Origin of the sequence: Demequina phytophila, from assembly GCF_000971135.1 — a bacterium.
Lineage (GTDB): Bacteria > Actinomycetota > Actinomycetes > Actinomycetales > Demequinaceae > Demequina > Demequina phytophila.
This window is the reverse complement of the sequence record NZ_BBLW01000009.1, coordinates 146,605-164,730: the sequence shown is the minus strand read 5'-3', so window position 1 is coordinate 164,730 and position 18,126 is coordinate 146,605. Positions and strand designations below refer to the sequence as shown.

Genomic DNA, 18,126 nt, shown 5'->3' with positions numbered 1-18,126 from the left:
GTGGGGGTTCAGCTGGAAAGACCGCTCGCGCGGTCGAGGAACTTCTGCGCCAGGCGTTCGCCGCCGACGGGGTCCGCCGCGATCACGATGATGGTGTCGTCGCCGGCGACCGTGCCCAGGAGGTCGGGGTCGTCGTGCGAGTCGATCGCCATGGCGAGGAACTGCGCGGCCCCCTCGGGGGTGCGCAGCACGGTGAGGTTGGCGCTGCCGGCGGCGGAGTGCAGCAGCTCCGCGCACAGCCGGTTGAGCCGCGCGCCGGTGTCCTCGATCGACTCGAGGATCGCCTGCGTCGCGTACGTGAGCCGGCCGTCCGCGTTGCGGACCTTGATGGCCCCGATCTCGACCAGGTCACGGGACAGCGTGGCCTGGGTCGCGTGGAGGCCCTGCTGCTCGAGCATCGCGGCGAGCTGGGTCTGCGACTCGACCGCCGCGGTCTCGATGAGCTGGCGCACCAGCGCCTGGCGCGCCGCCTTGGTCTGCGGGACCGCGTGGCTGCTCATCGCGTCGCCAGCCAGGTGAGCAGCGCCTTCTGCGCGTGCAGGCGGTACTCGGCCTCGAGCCACACGATCGACTGCGGGCCGTCGATGACCTCGGCGGTGATCTCCTTGCCGCGGTAGGCGGGCAGGCAGTGGAGCACCTGCGCACCGTCGTGGGCGAGCTCGAGCGAGCGGGCGTTCACCTGGTAGCCCCCGAAGACGGTGGCACGGGCGGCGTACTCGTCCTCGTCGCCCATCGACACCCAGGTGTCGGTGGCGATGACGTCCGCCCCGGCCACCGCATCGTCCATCTCGGTGGTCACGGTGATCGAGCCGCCCTGCTCGGCGGCGATGCGCTTGGCGTCGAGGACGATGCGCTCGTCGGGCATGTACTCGACGGGCGCGCCGACGCGGACGTGCATGCCGGCGAGGGCGCCGCCGAGGAGATACGAGTGGGCCATGTTGTTCGCGCCGTCGCCCACGTACGCCAGCGACAGCCCGGCGAGGGCGTCCACCCCGCCCCGCGCGTCGGCGACGGCGGCGAGGTCCGCGAGGATCTGGCACGGGTGGAAGCTGTCGGTGAGCGCGTTGACCACCGGCTTCGACGAGTGCGCCGCCATCTCCTCGATGAGGTCCTGGCCGAACGTGCGCCACACGATCGCGCTCACCATCGACTCGAGCACGCGCGCGGTGTCCGCGACCGGCTCGCCGCGGCCCAGCTGCGAGGTCGCCGAGTCGATCACCAGCGGATAGCCGCCCAGCTCCGCGACACCCGTGGAGAAGGACACGCGGGTGCGGGTCGACGGCTTGTCGAAGATGATCGCGACCGCCTGCGGCCCCGCGAAGGGCTGGTGCAGGTGGCGATCCTGGCGGAACGCGAGCGCGAGCTCGAGGATCTCACGCTGCTCGGCGGCGGAGATGTCGTCGTCGCGCAGGAAGTGGCGGACGGTCGGGGTCATGCGGTGCCTTCCGTGATGATGCGGGAGCCGGGACCGGCCATCCAGTCGATGAAGAGGTCCGCCTCGGCGGTGCTCAGAGTGAGGGCCGGGACCAGGCGGATCGTGTCGGGCGAGGGCGGGTTCACGATGAACCCGGCGTCGACCGCGGCGGCGGCGACGGCCGCGCTGGCGGGCGCGGCGAGCCCGATGCCGAGCATGAGCCCCTCGCCACGGACCTCGACCACCCCGGGGATGTCGACGAGCGCCGACCGCAGGTGCTCGCCCACGGCCTTGACGTTCTCGAGCAGTCCGTCCGCCTCGATGACGTCGAGCGTCGCGAGGGCGGCGGCGCACGCGAGGGCGTTGCCTCCGAACGTGGAGCCGTGGTCGCCCTTGCCCAGCAGCGCGCCGGCGCGCTCGCCGAACGCGACGACGGCGCCGATCGGGAAGCCGCCGCCCAGTCCCTTCGCGAGGGTCATGACGTCGGGCTGGATGCCGTGCAGCTGGTGCGCGAACCAGGCGCCGGTGCGCGCGACGCCCGTCTGGATCTCGTCGAGGATGAGCAGCGCGTCGTGGCGGAGCGTGAGCTCGCGGGCCGCCTCGAGGAATGCGTGGGTGAGGGGCTGGACACCGCTCTCCCCCTGGATGGGCTCCAGGATCACTCCCCCGAGGTCCTCGCCCGCCTCCGCGACGGCGACCTCGAGCGCGTCGACGTCGTTGAGCGGCACGAACACCACGCGCTCGAGCAGCGGCGCGAACGGCGCGCGCAACGCCTCCTTGTGCGTCATCGACAGCGCGCCCATCGAGCGGCCGTGGAAGGCGCCCTCGAGGGCGATCACGGTGCCGCCGACCTTGCGGGACATCTTGAACGCGGCCTCGTTCGCCTCGGTGCCGGAGTTCGCGAAGAACACACGCGAGCCGTGGGGCGCCTGCGCAAGCTCGAGGAGGCGCTCGGCGAGGCGGATCTGCGGCTCGGTCGCGAAGAAGTTCGACGCCTGCGCCAGCGTGGACGCCTGCGCGGTGATCGCGGCGACCCACGCGGGGTGTGCGTGTCCCAGAGCGTTGACGGCGATGCCGCCGAGCAGGTCGAGGTAGCGGTTGCCGTCCGCGTCCCAGACCCACGAGCCCTCGCCACGCGCGAGGACACGCAGCGGCGTGCCGAACGTGCCCATGACGGCGTGCTCGTAGCGTTGGGTGTCGACGCGACCGCGCTCGATGCCGGCCCCTCCGTGGCTGGTGAGGCTCATACCCAGACCTCCTTGTCCTGCATCACCATCGTGCCGAAGCCGGCGGAGGTGAACACCTCCGCGAGGATCGAGTGGGCCTCGCGGCCGTCGATCACGTGGGCCTGGGGGACGCCGCCGCGGACGGCGCGCAGGCACGCCTCCATCTTGGGCCGCATCCCGGACTCCAGCGACGGGAGCATCTGCTCGAGGTGGGTGGCGCTGATCTCCGAGATGAGCGAGTCGCGGTTCGGCCAGTCCGAGTAGAGGCCCTCGACATCGGTGAGGACGATGAGCTTGCGGGCGCGCAGCGCGACCGCGACGGCCGCCGCCGCGGTGTCCGCGTTGACGTTGAGGACCGTGGTCGGGTCGTCGATGTCGGGCGCGACGGTGCTGACCACGGGGATGCGGCCGGCCTCGATGATGTCGACGATCGCGCCCGGGTTGACCTTCACCACGTCGCCCACGAGGCCCACGTCGACGGCCTCGCCGTCGACCACGGCATGGCGGCGCTTGGCCTGCAGCATGCCGGCGTCCTCGCCCGACAGCCCGACGGCGAAGGGTCCGTGGTCGTTGATGAGGCCGACGAGCTCGCGCGACACCTGGCCCGTGAGGACCATGCGGACCACGTCCATCGCCTCGGGCGTGGTCACCCGCAGGCCGCCGCGGAACTCCGACTCGATGCCGAGCTTGCCGAGCATGTCGGAGATCTGCGGGCCGCCGCCGTGCACCACCACCGGGTGCAGTCCGAGCAGGCGCAGGTGAACGATGTCCTGCGCGAACGAGCGCTTGAGCGACTCGTCGATCATGGCGTTGCCGCCGTACTTCACGACGACGGTGGCGCCGCGGAACTGCTCGATCCAGGGCATGGCGTCGATGAGGACGCCCACCTTCTGCTGGGGGGTGAGGTCAACTGTCATGAGGAGTACGCGCTGTTCTCGTGGACGTAGTCGTGGGTGAGGTCGTTGGTCCAGACGGTGGCCTCGGCGTCGCCGGCGTGGAGGTCGAGGACGATGCTCACCTCCCGTCCGGACAGGTCGACCAGGTCGCGGTCGTCGCCGACGCCCGACGCGCGGCACACCTGGACGCCGTTGATGGTGACGTCGAGCGTGGTGGCATCGAAGGGCGCCACCTCCTCCGGCACGGTGCCGGCGGCGGAGATGATGCGTCCCCAGTTGGGGTCCTGGCCGAAGATCGCTGCCTTGAACAGGTTGGAGCGCGTGATCGCGCGGGCCACCGCCTCCGCGGCGTCCTCGGTGGTGGCGTTGACCACCCGCACGGCGATGTCGTGGGACGCGCCCTCGGCGTCCGCGACGAGGCCTCGGGCCAGGTCCGCGCACACGTTCAGGAGGGCGTCCTCGAAGTCCGCGCCGGGGACGATGCCCGACGCACCGCTCGCGAGCAGCAGCACCGTGTCGTTGGTGGACATGCAGCCGTCGGAGTCGACGCGGTTGAAGGTCGCCCGGGTGGCGGCGTCGAGGGCCGCCTGCGCGCGGGCCGGGTCGACGTCCGCGTCGGTCGTGATGACGCACAGCATGGTTGCGAGGCCGGGAGCGAGCATGCCCGCACCCTTGGCCATGCCGCCCACCGTCCAGCCGTCGCCGCGTGCGACGGCCTCCTTGGGCACGGTGTCGGTGGTCATGATGGCGAGCGCCGCGTCGGGGCCGCCGGCGGCGCTCAAGCCGGCCACCGCATCGTCCACCCCCGCCAGGAGCTTCTCGAGCGGGAGGCGCACGCCGATGAGGCCCGTCGAGCACACCGCGACGTCGCCGGCGGAGACGCCGAGCGCGGCGGCGGCGTGCTCGGCGGTGCGGTGCGTGTCGAGGAAGCCCTCGGGCCCGGTGGCGGCGTTGGCGCCGCCCGAGTTGAGGACCACGGTGTCGAGGCGGCCGTCGGCGAGCGCCTGGCGCGTCCAGGTGACGGGCGCGGCGACCACACGGTTCGAGGTGAGCACCCCGGCGGCGACATGCGACGGCCCTTGGTTCAGCACCACGGCGACGTCGCGCTTGCCGGTGGACTTGAGGCCGGCGGCGACGCCCGCCGCGACGAACCCCTGGGCTGCGGTGACGCTCACGGTGCTACTCCGATGGTGCTGAGCCCGGTGGTCTCGGGGAGGCCGAGGGCGACGTTCATGGACTGGAGGGCGGCGCCGGCGGTGCCCTTGACGAGGTTGTCGATCGCGGCGATCACGACGACGCGGCGCGCCTTGCCGTCGACGGCGACCTGGACGAGCGCGGTGTTGGCGCCCAGCGTCGCGGCCGTGGTGGGCCACTGCCCCTCGGGCAGGAGATGGACGAAGGGCTCGTCGGCGTAGGCCTCCTCCCACGCGCCCCTGACCGCCTCGACGCTGCCGCGCAGGGGCGCCGTCACGGTGGCGAGGATGCCGCGCGCCATGGGGACGAGGGTCGGGGTGAACGAGATCCGCACGCCCTCCGCGCCGGCCGATTCGAGGTTCTGGATGATCTCGGGGATGTGGCGGTGCGAGCCGCCCACGGCGTAAGGCTGGGCGTTGCCGAGCGCCTCGGAGGCGAGCAGGTGCGGAGCGAGCTTCTTGCCCGCGCCGGAGTAGCCGTTGGCGAGGACCGCGACGATGTCCGTCGGGTCGATCACGCCGGCGGCGATGCCGGGCTGGAGCGCGAGGGTGACGGCGGTGACGTTGCAGCCGGGCACCGCGATCCGCTTCGTGCCCGGGAGCACGTCGCGCTGGTGACCGGCGGCGGTGATGAGCTCGGGCATGCCGTACGGCCACGTGCCCGCGTGCTCGCCGCCGTAGTACTCGCCCCAGGCCTCGGCGCTGGCGAGCCGGTGGTCCGCGCCGCAGTCGATCACCAGGGTCTCGGGTGGCAGCTGCGCCGCGATCTCCGCGGAGGCGCCGTGCGGCAGCGCGAGGACCACCACGTCGTGCCCCGCGAGGGCCTCGGGGGTGGTGTCGACGATGACGCGGTCGGCGAGGTGGCGCAGGTGGGGCTGGTGCACCCCGAGCGCGTCGCCCGCGCTCGAGTGCGCCGTGAGCGCGCCGAACTCCACCTCGGGATGTGCGGAGAACACGCGCAGAACCTCGCCGCCGACGTAGCCGGAGGCGCCGGAGACCGCCACACTGATGCTCATATGCATAACCATACATGGGGATGCATGTACCCGCGATGCACCACGTACCATGCGTGTTGTGAGAGCGATCCAGGTGGCGCGGCCCGGTGGTCCGGAGGTGCTCGAGCTGGTCGAGCTCGAGCGTCCGGCGGCCACTCCCGGGCACGTCGTGGTCCGCGTCGAGGCGGCGGGTGTCAACTACATCGACACGTATCAGCGCTCCGGGCTGTACGCGATGGACCTGCCGTTCGTGCCCGGCAAGGAGGGCGCGGGGCAGATCGTCGAGGTGGGCGAGGGTGTCGAGGACTTCGTCGAGGGCGAGGGCGTCGCATGGGCGTTCACGCAGGGGTCGTACGCCGAGTACATCCGTGTGCCCGTGACGGATCTCTACCGCGTGCCCGAGGATGTCGAGCTCGACATGGCGGCGGCGGCACTGCTCCAGGGCCTGACCGCGCACTACCTCGTGACGTCCTCCCACCCGGTCATGCCGGGCGAGACGGTGCTGGTCCATGCGGCCGCCGGGGGCGTGGGGCTGCTGCTCACGCAGCTCGCGGTCGCGCGCGGGGCCACGGTGATCGGCACGGTCGGCTCCGAGCAGAAGGAGCGGATCGCGATGCAGGCCGGCGTCTCGCATGTGCTGCGCTACGACCTCATGGCCGACGTCGCCCGCGACCTCCCGGCGGCGGTCCGCGCGATCGTGCCCGAGGGTGTCGAGGTGGTGTACGACGGAGTGGGCCGCACCACGTTCGACGCATCGCTCGCGTCGCTCAAGCGGCGGGGCGCGATGGTCCTGTTCGGCGCGGCCTCGGGGCCCGTCGAGCCCGTGGACCCGCAGCGCCTCAACGCCGCCGGCTCGGTGGTCCTGAGCCGCCCCACGCTCGGTGACTTCACCGCGGACGCCGAGGAGCGCGAGTGGCGCGCGAGCGACATCTTCCACGGGATCCTGCTGGGCGACCTCAGCGTGAGGATCGACCACGGCTACTCGCTGGACGAGGCCGCGGAGGCGCATCGGGCGCTCGAGTCGCGCCGCACGTCGGGCAAGCTCCTGCTCCACCCCTAGGACACATTCCCGACACATCGACCAGGCACAATGTGCCCATGCAGACCCTGCGACTCCGCGTGATGCGGCCCGCCGACATCCCGGCGGTCGCCGCCCTCAACGCGGGCGCGTCCCCGGCCGTCAACACCTTGTCGGAGGACGAGCTCACGGCGCTGCACGGGATGTGCGACGTCGCGCTGGTCGCCACCAACCGCGAGCGCGCCATCATCGCGTTCCTCCTGAGCCTGGGCATGGGGCAGGCCTACGAGTCGGAGAACTACCGCTGGTTCGAGACCCGCGGGGTGCGTCACCAGTACATCGACCGGATCGTGGTCGCGCCGTCCGCCAAGGGCACCGGCGTCGGGCGGGCGCTGTACGAGTCCGTGTTCGAGCGGGCGCGCGAGCGCGGCGCGACGGAGATCACCACGGAGGTCCAGCTGGACCCGCCCAACCCGGGTTCCGTCGCGTTCCACGAGCACCTGGGGTTCCAGCGGGTCGCGGAGCAGCACACCCGGGGCGGCACGGTGCACGTGGCGTTGCTCGCGCGCACCGTCTACTGAGGCTCGCGCTCGGGCCGCCGGCCCACCGCCTCGGCGAGGTGCGCGGGGCGCTCGAAGGACGCCGCCGCGGCGACCCCGACCAGCAGCACCGCCGCGGGCAGCAGCAGCGACTGCGCCATCGCCGTGGTGAACGCGTCCCGCAGCGGCTCGGGCAGCTGCAGCCCCGTCGCGCCCTCGGGGATGGCCGCCGGCCCTCCCCCGCCCAGATTGACGGCGATCCGGTTCACCATGAGCGCCGCGATCGCCGCCGATCCGAGGACCGCACCCACCTGCCGCGTCGCGTTGTACACGCCCGATCCGGCGCCCGCCGCGGCGAGCGGAAGATTGCGGGTCGCGGTCGAGGACACCGGCCCCCAGGTGAAGGAGGCGCCGATGCCCATGAGCAGCGCGGGAAGCAGCAACCACCCGATCGGGATGTCCGGCGACATCAGGACCGCGTAGAGCACCAGCGCCGCCGCGGTGGTCACGATGCCGGGCGCGGCGGTGAGGCGGGGGTGCAACCGGTCCGTGAGCCGCCCGGCCACCGGGGCGAGCGCCAGCGTGGCGAGCGCCGTGGGCACCGTCATGAGCGCGGACTGGGTAGGCGTGAGGCCGCGCACCGCCTGGAAGAAGTAGACGAGCGGGATGAACATCGCGGTGATCGCGAAACCGACGCTCGAGATCGCGACGTTCGCGAGGGAGAAGTTGCGGTCGCGGAACAGCGCGAGCGGGAGCAGCGGCTCCGCGACGTCGCGCCGCTGCGAGATCACGAAGGCGGCGAGGACCGCGACGCCCGCGGCGATGCAGCCCCACACCCACGCATTCCAGTCGTGAGCCTGCCCCTCCTGGATCCCGAAGACCAGCAAGAACATGCCCGCGCCCGACAGCGCGACGCCCAGCCAGTCGAACGTATGGGCGTGCGTGTCGAGGTGGGGCACCAGCACCTGCGCGGCGATGAACGCGATCACGCCCACCGGCACGTTGACGAAGAAGATCCACTCCCACCCGGGCCCGTCGACCAGCACTCCCCCGAGCAGCGGGCCCACCAGGGTGGCCACGCCGGCGACGGCGCCCCACAGCGCCATCGCGGCGCCGCGCCGTGCGGCGGGGAAGGTGCGGGTGATGACGGCCATCGTCTGCGGGGTCATCAGGCTCGCGCCCAGGCCCTGGACCACGCGCGCGGCGATGAGGTTGCCGATGCCGGAGCCGGGCAGCGCGTCCGCGAGGCCGCACGCGAGCGACGAGAGCGTGAAGATCGTGAGGCCCACGAGGTAGATGCGCTTGGGGCCGAAGCGGTCGCCCAGCCGACCCGTCACCAGCAGCGGCACCGCGTAGGCGAGCAGGTAGGCGCTGGTCACCCAGATCACCGTGCTGGTGTCCGTCCCGAGGCCCTGCTGGATCGAGGGGTTCGCGACCGACACGATCGTGGTGTCGACCAGGATCATGAAGAAGCCGATGACGAGCGCCCACAGTGCGCGCCACGGGTTCATGGAGACTCCTCGGATCGACTCCGACGACAACGCGCTACTTGGCCGCCGCCATTCCGAGCGCGCGCGACCGCTCCTCCGCGACACGGTGGAGCCCGTAGCTGAGGACCCGCTCGTCCGACGCGAGACGGTGCGCCGTGCGGCGGATCAGCTCCCCCGCCGCGACGCGGTCGAGGTCGTCCTCCACCCCGCACACGGCCTCGCGCAGCAGCGCGACCACGTCGTCGTTCGGCGGGATGGGCGCGTGCACCATGTAGGCGATCGACGCCCACGTGCCGGGACCAAGCCCCCGGACGGCGAGCAGGAGGCGCTGGATCTCGTCCGTGCGCTCACGGATCGCGACCTGCAGGTCGGCCGCGGTACGGATCCCGGTGTGCGCGAGGAGCCGCGCGGACTCGTGGATCACGTCCGCACGCCGGCGGGGAACGCCGAGCACGGTCGAGTCGCCCCAGCGGTCGCCCAGGACGCTCCGGAGGTCGACCGGGTCGATCGCGGCGAGGTCGGCGAGGCTGTCGAGGCTGCTCCCGGGGCGCCTGCGCATCACCGAGTCGGCGATGTCGGCCACGGCCTGCTCCGGCAGCTGCGCCGCGAACACGCCAGTGATGAGGGCCAGTTCGCTCTGGGCGGGATAGCCCCACGGCGCGGCGTCCCTCCAGCCGGCCGGGAGGATCCCCCCGAGCGCCGCCCTCAACCTCGGCACCAGGTCCTCGACCATGGAGCCACGGTACTCCCGCCGCATGCCCTCGCGGCACCCCTGCAAATCGGACATATCCGACGACTTCTGCGCGGGGCCTAGGCTCGGAGGATGCGCATCCTCATCGTCGGAGGCACGGGCCTCATCTCCTCCGAGCTGGCCGCCCAGGCCGCGGCCGCGGGCCACGAGCTCACCCTGGTCACGCGCGGCCGCTCGCCGCTCGCCGCTCCCCCGGGGACCCGGGCCGTTCACGCCGACGCGACCGACGCATCGTCCCTCCGCGACGCCCTGCACGGGATGCGGCTGCGAGGCGAGCGGTTCGACTCGGTGGTGCAGTTCATCGCGTTCGGCCCCGAGCACGTCGCGGCGGATGTCGAGACGTTCGCCCCTCTCACCGACCAGTACGTGCTGGTGGCGACGTCAGCGGCATACAGGACCTACGACCGCCTCCACGTCCTGACCGAGGAAACGCCGCAAGAGAACCCGCACTGGGTGTATGCGCGTCGCAAGGCGGAGTGCGAGGCGGTGCTGCGCGGGAGCGGCATCCCGTGGACCGTCGTGCGGCCCGCGCACACGTACGGCGCGTCGAAGATCCCCGGGTACACGGGCAACTCCTCCCACCCGTGGACGCTGGTGGACCGGATGCGCCGCGGCGCGGACATCGTCATCCCGGGCGACGGCACGTCGTTGTGGACGCTCACTCATGCGAGCGACGTCGCGGCGGGCATGCTGGGTCTCCTGGGGAACGATGCGGCGCTGGGGCAGGCGGTCCATGTCACCTCGGACGAGGCGCTCACCTGGCGCGGCATCCACGCCGCTATCGCGCGGGCGGCGGGGCTGTCCGAGGGCACCTTCGAGGCGCAGGCGGTGTGCGTGCCGTCCGACGCGCTGGTGGCCGCCTCACCCTCCTCCGCGGGCGGGATCTACGGCGACAAGATGCACGCCGCCGTATTCGACACGTCGAAGCTGCGACGCCTGGTGCCCGGCTGGGAGGCACGGGTCCCGTTCGCGCAGGGCATCGCGGACGCGATCGCGTGGTTCGAGGCGGACCCTTCCCGGCAGACGGTCGACGAGGCGGCGAACGCGATGCTCGACCGGGTCGCCCGGATCTATCGCGACGCGCTGGACCTGGTGACGCGCTGAAGGACCCCGACGTCGCGCTCCCCCTCGCGATCGCGTCGATCGCGCTGGGGGTGATCGGGCTGACCATGCCGCTGCTCGCGTGGGTCGCGCTGCTGCTCGCCTCGGCTGGATACGCGCTCAACGCCGGCCATGCCCCCACCCGGGCGTGCGCGATCGTGGGCGGCGCATTCGCGCTGGTGGGGATCGTGAGCTCGCTGCTCGGCGCTTAACTTGCACACGGCTGTGCAAGTTACTACCGTGGAGTCATGACTCCCCGGACCCCCCGCGCCGATTCGGCGCGCAATCGTGAGGCGCTGCTCGACGCGGGCATGCGCGCCCTCCGCCGCGACGTGGACGCGCCGCTCGACGCCATCGCCGCCGAGGCCGGCCTCACCCGTCGAGCCGTGTACGGCCACTTCACCGGCCGCGACGAGCTGGTCGACGCGGTGATCGAGCGCGGCGCCGCGCGCATCGCCGATGCCGTGGGGCCCGCGCGCGACGAGGACCCCTTGGTCGCGATCGCCCGCCTGGGCTCGTGCCTGTGGGACGCGATCGCGGAGGTGCGCGCAGTGGCACGCATGGCGGTGCGCTCGCGGCACGCCGCGACGGTGGGCCGGGCGTTGGCCCCGGTGCGAGATCGCCTTCGCGAGTCGCTCTCGCGCGCGGCGGAGGCCGGCGCGGTGCGCACCGACGTGGACGTCGATGTCCTCGCCTCCCTGGTGGAGCGCGCCGCCCTCGACGTGCTGGAGGTGGAGCCCGAGTCCGGCCGTCTGCTCGCGATGACGCATCCGTTGTGCGCGGCGGGGGTGGGTGCAGCCGCCGCGGCACGCGCGGCCGCAATGGCCGACGCGGATCTCGCGGACGGCGCGCGGTGAGGGTCGAGCTGGCCGAGGTCTCGAAGGGTCGTGGCGAGGACGCGCTCCAGCCCGTCACGGTCGCCTTCGAGACGGGTGCCGTGACCCTCGCGGTCGCCGAGACCCAGCAGCGCCCCACGGTTCTCGGGCTGCTCGCGTCGGGCCGCATGCACGCGGACACCGGGGTGGTCACGGTCGACGGTCGCGTGGACCACGGGCGCATGCGGGCCGCGATCGCGCTGGTCGACGCGCCCCTGGTGAGCGAGCCGGCGGCGCACGTGTCGACCGTCGGGATCGTCGAGGAGGAGCTGATGTTCGCGGGGCGGCGCGCCACCCCGGCGGCCGCACGCCGGATGCTCGCAAGCCTCGGGCTGTCCCGGTGGGCGATCACGCCGTTCGGCAACGTCGATCCGACCGACCGGATCCGGCTGCTGCTGGAGCTCGCGGCGCTGCGACCGGGCGTCGAGGGCGTGGTGCTGGTCTCCCCCGACCGGCACGGCGGCGAGCCCGCGGGCTGGTGGGAGGCGGCGGGCTCGCTCGCGGCGCGCGACCTCGCGGTGCTGGTGATCGCCGGCGACGCCTCCGCCGCGCTGCTGGGGGTGGCGCGGTGAGGCTCGCGGTGCGCATCCCGGCGATGATCGCCGCCGAGCTCCGACGCCTCACCGCCACCCCCATGGCGGTGGCCGCGCTGGCCGCGCTCATGACCGTGCCGCTGCTGTACGGCGGCCTGTACCTGTGGGCCAACAAGGACCCGTACGCGGCGCTCGACCGCATCCCGGCCGCGATCGTGGTCGCGGACGAGGGCGCGACGCAGGACGGCGACGCCGTCACCTACGGCGAGGACGTCGCGGAGCAGCTGGTCGAGGACGGCACCTTCGACTGGCGGATCGTGAGCCGCGCGGACGCCGTGTCCGGCGTGAGCGAGGAGGACTTCGACTTCGCCATCACGTTCCCCGCGGACTTCTCCGACGCCCTCGCGTCCGCCTCGGGGGACGATCCTCACCAGGCGCGCGTCACGCTCACCACGAGCGACGTCAACAGCTACCTCGCGTCGACCATCGGGGAGCAGGCCGCGGAGGCCATCCGGGTGTCGATCGTCGAGACGGTCAACGAGGAGGCAGCGGCACGGTTCCTGCTCGGCCTCGCCGACGTCCGGAGCTCGCTGGTGGACGCCGCGGACGGCGCGGCGACGCTCTCCGATGGGCTCGACGACGCTCACGACGGCTCGTCGGCGCTGGCCACCGGCACGTCCCGCCTCGCGACAGGGGCATCCACGCTCGCGGACGGCGCGTCCACGCTCGACACGGGCGCCGCCGACCTGGCTGATGGCGTGGGGTCCCTCGCCGACGGCGCGTCAGACCTTGCCGACGGCGTGGACTCGCTCGCCTCCGGCGCCGAGGACCTCGCCGCGGGGGCCTCCCGGGTCGCGGACGGGAACGCCGCGCTCGCCGAGAAGGCCGATGCCGTGGGCGAGGCGGCGCAGGATGCCGCCGACCGCATCCCCGAGGCCCGCGTCGCGATCGAGCAGGCGCTGCTCGACTCGGGGCTGTCGCGGGCACAGGTCGACGACGCCCTCGCGGCGCTCGATCCCGTCGCGGGCCAGCTTGCCGACGCGAACGACGCCGTGCAGTCCACGGTTGACGACATCGACGCGCTCGCCGATGGTGCAGCGGCCGTGGCCGACGGCGCGCGGCGGCTCACCGACGGCGCCGAGGCCGCGGCGAGCGGCGCTTCGGATCTCGCGGAGGGAGCGTCCACCGCAGCCGACGGCGCTGCGCGGGTCGCCACGGGCGCCGCCAGCGTGGCGGACGGTTCCGGCACGCTCGCCACGGGCGCCGCCGAGGCGGCCTCCGGCGCGGAAGCGCTCGACGACGGGCTCGATAGCCTCGCCGCCGGCGCGACACGGCTGACCGGAGGTCTCGAGGACGGCGTCACGCAGATCCCGGACTCCGACCAGGAGCTCCGCGACCGGCAGGCGCAGACCATCGCGAACCCCGTGGACCTGCGCACCTCGCAGCTCACGACGGCGGGGACGTACGGCGCCGGGCTCGCGCCCTTCTTCATCTCGCTCGCGGGGTGGATCGGCATCTACGCGCTCTTCCTCATCGTGAAGCCCGTGTCCAAGCGGGCGATCACGGCGATCCACTCCCCTGTGCGCATCACCCTTGCGGGGTGGCTCACTCCGGGCGCGCTGGGCGCGCTGCAGATGGCGGGCCTGTTCGCGGTGGTGTCCATGGCGCTCGGGTTCGGGTTCGACCATGCGTGGGGCGCGTTCGGGATCATGGCGCTGGCGTCCTTCACGTTCGCGGCGGTCATCCTCGCTCTCAACGTCTGGCTCGGATCCGTGGGCCAGTTCCTGGGCCTGGTGCTCATGGTGGTGCAGCTGGTCACGGCGGGAGGGACCTTCCCCTGGCAGACCCTCCCCGCGCCGCTGGCCGCGCTGCACCACGTGCTGCCGATGAGCTTCGCCGTCGACGGCATCCGGCAGGTCATGTACGGCGGCTCCGCGGGGGCCGCCTGGGGCGACGCCGCGATGCTCGCGGCGTGGATGGTCGGGGCGCTGCTGGTGGCGGCCGTAGGCGTGACCCGCATGACGCACCGCCGCACCCTCCGGGACCTCCAGCCGAGCCTCATCGGCTGACGCGTCGGCGTAGGGTCGAAGGGCGAGAAGGGACCGTCATGCACGCCATCGCAGCGTTCGCCGGGTTGCCCATCGAGAGCCACGAGGCGCTCGTCGACGTCGAGATCGCCCTGCCCGACCACGGCCCCCGCGACCTGCTCATCCGGGTCGAGGCGGTGTCCGTCAACCCTGTCGACGTGAAGGTGCGCGTCGCGCGCTCGACGCCGGACAGCCCGAGGATCCTCGGCTACGACGGCGCGGGCGTGGTCGAGGCCGTGGGCGCGGAGGTCACGGGATTCGCCCCGGGTGACGAGGTCTGGTGGGCCGGGGACATCTCCCGTGCCGGCTCGAACGCCGACTATCAGGCCGTCGACCACAGGATCGTCGCCCACAAGCCATCGACGTGGACCTTCGCGCAGGCAGCGTCGCTTCCCCTCACGGCCCTCACGGCGCTCGAGGCCCTCCGTGACCACCTGCGGCTGGGCCCCCGCTCCGAGGGGACCCTGCTGGTGGTCGGCGGCGCCGGCGGGGTCGGGTCGGCGGCGATCCAGCTCGCGAAGGCCACCACGCGGCTCCGCGTGATCGCCACGGCCGCTCGGGAGGCCTCTGCAGAGTGGGCCACGGACATGGGCGCCGACGCGGTGGTCGACCACCACGACCTTGAGGCGGCGGTGAGGGAGGTCGCGCCCGACGGCGTGGACCACGTGCTGTCCGCCTACACGCCCGGCAACCTCGCGGCCTACGCGGCCCTCGGGCGCCCCTTCGCGGGTGTCGTGGCGATCGACGGCGGCTTCGAGGACCTCGCACCGCTCAAGTCGAAGTCGATGTCGCTGCACCTCGAGTACATGTTCGCGCGTGCCCTCCACGGCGCCTCCGACCTCCACGTCCAGGGCGAGTACCTCGCCGAGGTCGCGCACCTGGCCGAGCGCGGCCTGGTCCGCACCACCGCCAGCGAGTACCTCGAGGACTTCACGGCCTCCCACCTGCGTGAGGCGCACCGCCGCGTCGAGTCGCAGTCGATGATCGGCAAGGTGGTGGTCCACCGCTGAGCGCCGCTGCGGGCAGAGCCCTCCCCTGGTCATGCGGCGCGGGGTTCGGTGTGGCGGACGGGCCGGTCGTCGAGCTCGAGGCGTGCGACGCCGCCTCGGATCGGGGTGCGGGTGGGGTCGATCGAGGCAGGCGGGATGAACCACGGTCGCCCGTCGCGCATCTGGATCTCCCAGCCGCTCGTATGCACGGTCACGTGGCACCCGGTGCACAAGGGCACGCCGTCCTTGAGGTCCGTCCGTCCCCCGTCCCTGGCCCAGAATCTCGAGTGGTGGACGATGCACCAGGTCGGTGGCGCCAGACACCACGCACAGCCCCCGTCGCGCTCCATCAAGGCCTTGCGTTGATCCACCGTGTACAGCCGCCTGGCGCGCCCCCAGTCCAGCGGGACCGAGTCGCCGCCCATCACGGCGGGCAGGATCCGCGCATCCACCGCCATCATCCGCAGCGTGCCCACGGTGATGTCGCCCGGCAGCGAGTCGCACGAGCCCAACGCGAGGTCGTCCTCCAGGTCCTTCTTGTTCACCCGGATGATGACCTCGGTCCGCACGCCCGTGCCGGGCTGGTCACAGCCCAGCCCATGCTGGGCGAGCATCACCAGCACGTCGGCACGGATCTGTGCGGCCGTGCGTCGGTCTGCCAGGGCGACGGCAGGATCGTCGTGGCGGCGCTGGAACGCGTCCTTCACCTGCGCATCCAGCCACGCCACGATCGGTGCCGCCGATGCCGCATCCAACCGCGCCGAGATACGCGTCATCCCGTCCGCATCCTGCGAGACGGCCACCGACCGCTGCGCACGGTGGCGGGCCTCCTTCGCGGCCAACGCCTCACGATCCAGCCGCGCCCGCAAGCGCTCGCACGCACGCTTCAGATCCCGCAGCGTCAACCGCTCCGCCTTCACGACCAGGCGTGCCTCCACATCATCGGGGCACCCCTCGATGCCGGCCAACGCATCCAACGTCTCCGTCACCACCGTCACCGCCGCCGCCCCGATGCGTCCCTCCGCGTGAGCCGCCGCGACCAGCGGGTACTTCTCCTTCTTGCCCGAATCGGCGGCATCGATCAGCTTCTGAGCCTCGCCCTCACCGATCCCGAGATCCTCGGCGACCTTCGCCCGCGCATGACGGTGCCCATGCTGGCGAGCCCACCCCGACGCACCCCTCTCCGCGGCGGATCGTCGCTGCACCGCGGCGGCGCCCTCCGCCGCCGCGACCCCTGCATGGCGGTACACGCACGCCACCGCCTCCTGGAACACCGCGAACGCCTCATCATCGAGCGCATCGACATCCACCCCATCGAAATGGCGCAACGCCGCCACCGCGGTGGTCAAACGAGCCGTCGAGAACGTCATGAGACCAGTCCACCACCACCCTCTGACACTCACCCCACCACGAATCCACAGATCTACCAGGGTGGATAACCTTCCCCGATGTCCCGCCTGTGGACATCAGCACCACCACCCCACACATCAGGCACGATGCAAAACTCGCCCCAGCGACGAGCGGCGAACGAACTTCTTGCTGGGGATAACTTCGCGACGGTGGGCGCGCTCAGCGCCGCTCACCCCGCGGCGGGTTCACCGTGTCTCCGTCCCAGTCGAGCCGGTCGTCGGGTCGCACCTCGAACGCCTCGAACGCCGGATCGGCCAGCACGGCATCGACCAGGGCACGCGACCCGGCCACGATCGTCGAGTCCCAGTCGATCTCGCTCGCGACCAGCCACGAGTGGTCGGCGGGCCACGCATACTGCGGCATGGGCTCGCGGAAGGGTCCCCACCACCCGATCCCGGCGTCGAACCCCCAGTCCGGGTCCCCGAGCAGCGCCAGCTCGCCCCGCAGCATGAGGTACCCGCGCCCGGTTCCCTCAAGACCCGGGATCTCGAGCAGCTCACCCTCCGCGAACGCCTCGAAAGCCTCCTCCGCCACCACGGGGAGATGGGGCTCGGACCCGGCCCGCGCATCGTCCCCCTCGACGGCGATGGCGACGTGCCGGCGGCCCCGTTCGAAGGTGCCGAAGCCCGTCCAGAACCCGAGGATCACGTCGGGCGCATCGGCGCGCGTGAGGTGCGGCACCAGCGCCGCCCACAGCCGCGGGTCGAGCCAGCCGTCACGGGTCTGACCGACGTCCCAGCCGCTCTCGAGGCTCACGATGTCCTCGTCAGAGGTCAGCGCGTACCACTGCACCAGCGGATGCATCGCGCCGCCCACCGCGGTGGCGACCTCCGCCCAGCTCCAGTCGCGCTCCTCCACCACGCGGGGGACCATGCCGCCGCCAGGGTCCTCCCAGGAGAGCCTGCGCGCCGGGACCGGGTGGAGCACACGCGCATACGCCTCGAACCCCGTGCCGGCGACGCCGCCGACGGTCGCCCACCCGCCGATCCGCCCCCGCAGCCACTCCCCGGCAAGCCCCGGCTCGACACCCCGCAGCACTCTCACCGCGCCACCCTACCCACCGAGAATGCCCCGGTAGATCGCCAGGTCCTCATCGGAGAAGACGCAGAAGACCACGTCCTCGACCGCGGGCGCGGAGGCGAGCGCCGCCCCCACGGCGCGCACCGCCACCGTCGCGGCGAGGTCCTTCGGGTACCCGAACACCCCCGTCGAGATGCACGGGAACGCGACCGACCGGCACCCGTACGTCTGCGCGAGCGCGATCGACGCCGTGTAGGCGCCGGCCAGCCGCTCCGCCTCACCCTGGTCGCCGCCATGCCAGACCGGCCCGACCGCGTGGATGACGTGCCGTGCGGGCAGCGCGTGCCCGCCCGTGATCTTCGCGGATCCGACCGCGCAGCCGCGCAGCGTCATGCACTCCTCGAGCAGCCCGGGACCCGCGGCGCGGTGGATCGCACCGTCGACTCCTCCGCCGCCCAGCAGGGACGAGTTCGCCGCGTTCACTATCGCGTCGACGGCGAGCGTGGTGAGGTCCGCCCGCCGCACCGAGAGCACCGCCGTCATCGCCCACCCCTTCTCCCTGGCACCACCCTAGGTCGCCCTGCGGAAC

General features: G+C 72.7%; 19 protein-coding genes. 8 read left to right on the top strand and 11 right to left on the bottom strand.

The features are described from left to right. Positions 1–8: 8 nt before the first annotated feature. The 6 genes from argR to argC are packed head-to-tail and all read right to left on the bottom strand — an operon-like array spanning position 9 to position 5,751. Positions 9–500 carry an arginine repressor gene (gene argR, locus AOM01_RS13655; RefSeq protein WP_156155998.1) on the bottom strand — a complete coding sequence of 164 codons (492 nt, stop codon included), beginning with the start codon at positions 498–500 and terminating at the stop codon, positions 9–11. Beyond that, on the bottom strand, positions 497–1,435 hold the full coding sequence (argF, locus tag AOM01_RS13650; protein WP_062294537.1) for an ornithine carbamoyltransferase: 939 nt from the start codon (positions 1,433–1,435) through the stop codon (positions 497–499). Before argF ends, argR begins: the two co-directional genes overlap by 4 nt. Next, entirely contained in the window at positions 1,432–2,661 is a 1,230-nt protein-coding gene (locus AOM01_RS13645) for an acetylornithine transaminase (RefSeq protein WP_062294535.1), read from the bottom strand. Before AOM01_RS13645 ends, argF begins: the two co-directional genes overlap by 4 nt. Next, the gene (argB, locus tag AOM01_RS13640; RefSeq protein ID WP_062294533.1) at positions 2,658–3,557 is read right to left on the bottom strand and encodes an acetylglutamate kinase; all 900 of its coding nucleotides are present in this window, start codon (positions 3,555–3,557) and stop codon (positions 2,658–2,660) included. Before argB ends, AOM01_RS13645 begins: the two co-directional genes overlap by 4 nt. Continuing rightward, a complete protein-coding gene (gene argJ / locus AOM01_RS13635) occupies positions 3,554–4,711 on the bottom strand; it encodes a bifunctional glutamate N-acetyltransferase/amino-acid acetyltransferase ArgJ (protein WP_062294531.1) in 1,158 nt (385 codons plus the stop codon). The genes argB and argJ overlap by 4 nt, the downstream gene beginning before the upstream one ends. Beyond that, positions 4,708–5,751: an N-acetyl-gamma-glutamyl-phosphate reductase gene (gene argC / locus AOM01_RS13630; RefSeq protein ID WP_228374316.1), complete on the bottom strand. Its 1,044-nt coding sequence runs from the start codon at positions 5,749–5,751 to the stop codon at positions 4,708–4,710. Before argC ends, argJ begins: the two co-directional genes overlap by 4 nt. A 52-nt stretch (positions 5,752–5,803) precedes the next feature. Here argC and AOM01_RS13625 point away from each other — a divergent pair, with 52 nt between their 5' ends. Next, entirely contained in the window at positions 5,804–6,784 is a 981-nt protein-coding gene (locus AOM01_RS13625; protein WP_062294527.1) for a quinone oxidoreductase family protein, read from the top strand. Positions 6,785–6,822: 38 nt separating this feature from the next. Next, the gene (locus AOM01_RS13620) at positions 6,823–7,323 is read left to right on the top strand and encodes a GNAT family N-acetyltransferase (protein WP_062294525.1); all 501 of its coding nucleotides are present in this window, start codon (positions 6,823–6,825) and stop codon (positions 7,321–7,323) included. On the opposite strand, the gene AOM01_RS13615 is transcribed toward AOM01_RS13620, so the two are convergent. Next, a complete protein-coding gene (locus AOM01_RS13615) occupies positions 7,317–8,792 on the bottom strand; it encodes a DHA2 family efflux MFS transporter permease subunit (protein ID WP_062294523.1) in 1,476 nt (491 codons plus the stop codon). The two genes, AOM01_RS13620 and AOM01_RS13615, sit on opposite strands and share 7 nt — an antisense overlap. A 34-nt stretch (positions 8,793–8,826) precedes the next feature. Then, positions 8,827–9,504, bottom strand: a complete 678-nt coding sequence (locus AOM01_RS13610; RefSeq protein ID WP_062294521.1) for a DUF8548 family protein — start codon at positions 9,502–9,504, stop codon at positions 8,827–8,829. A 90-nt stretch (positions 9,505–9,594) separates the two neighbouring features. Between AOM01_RS13610 and AOM01_RS13605 the strand changes: the two genes are divergently transcribed. From AOM01_RS13605 to AOM01_RS13585, 6 genes are read left to right on the top strand one after another with little or no spacing between them, the layout of a single operon-like run. After that, on the top strand, positions 9,595–10,626 hold the full coding sequence (locus AOM01_RS13605) for an NAD-dependent epimerase/dehydratase family protein (protein WP_062294518.1): 1,032 nt from the start codon (positions 9,595–9,597) through the stop codon (positions 10,624–10,626). A 50-nt stretch (positions 10,627–10,676) separates the two neighbouring features. After that, on the top strand, positions 10,677–10,835 hold the full coding sequence (locus tag AOM01_RS14520; protein ID WP_156155997.1) for a hypothetical protein: 159 nt from the start codon (positions 10,677–10,679) through the stop codon (positions 10,833–10,835). Positions 10,836–10,871: 36 nt separating this feature from the next. Continuing rightward, positions 10,872–11,480: a TetR/AcrR family transcriptional regulator gene (locus AOM01_RS13600; protein ID WP_062294515.1), complete on the top strand. Its 609-nt coding sequence runs from the start codon at positions 10,872–10,874 to the stop codon at positions 11,478–11,480. After that, on the top strand, positions 11,477–12,070 hold the full coding sequence (locus AOM01_RS13595) for a hypothetical protein (protein ID WP_062294513.1): 594 nt from the start codon (positions 11,477–11,479) through the stop codon (positions 12,068–12,070). Before AOM01_RS13600 ends, AOM01_RS13595 begins: the two co-directional genes overlap by 4 nt. 8 nt (positions 12,071–12,078) lie before the next feature. Then, on the top strand, positions 12,079–14,100 hold the full coding sequence (locus AOM01_RS13590; protein ID WP_062294582.1) for a YhgE/Pip family protein: 2,022 nt from the start codon (positions 12,079–12,081) through the stop codon (positions 14,098–14,100). 38 nt (positions 14,101–14,138) lie between these two features. Next, positions 14,139–15,128, top strand: a complete 990-nt coding sequence (locus tag AOM01_RS13585; protein WP_062294511.1) for a zinc-binding alcohol dehydrogenase family protein — start codon at positions 14,139–14,141, stop codon at positions 15,126–15,128. Positions 15,129–15,157: 29 nt separating this feature from the next. On the opposite strand, the gene AOM01_RS13580 is transcribed toward AOM01_RS13585, so the two are convergent. The 3 genes from AOM01_RS13580 to AOM01_RS13570 all read right to left on the bottom strand — a co-directional run bounded on the left by AOM01_RS13580 (position 15,158) and on the right by AOM01_RS13570 (position 18,080). Next, the gene (locus tag AOM01_RS13580) at positions 15,158–16,477 is read right to left on the bottom strand and encodes an HNH endonuclease signature motif containing protein (protein WP_062294509.1); all 1,320 of its coding nucleotides are present in this window, start codon (positions 16,475–16,477) and stop codon (positions 15,158–15,160) included. A 199-nt stretch (positions 16,478–16,676) separates the two neighbouring features. Then, positions 16,677–17,561 carry a hypothetical protein gene (locus AOM01_RS13575; protein WP_156155996.1) on the bottom strand — a complete coding sequence of 295 codons (885 nt, stop codon included), beginning with the start codon at positions 17,559–17,561 and terminating at the stop codon, positions 16,677–16,679. Positions 17,562–17,570: 9 nt separating this feature from the next. Beyond that, complete coding sequence (locus AOM01_RS13570; RefSeq protein ID WP_062294505.1) at positions 17,571–18,080, bottom strand: O-acetyl-ADP-ribose deacetylase; 510 nt, start codon at positions 18,078–18,080, stop codon at positions 17,571–17,573. Positions 18,081–18,126: the final 46 nt, after the last annotated feature.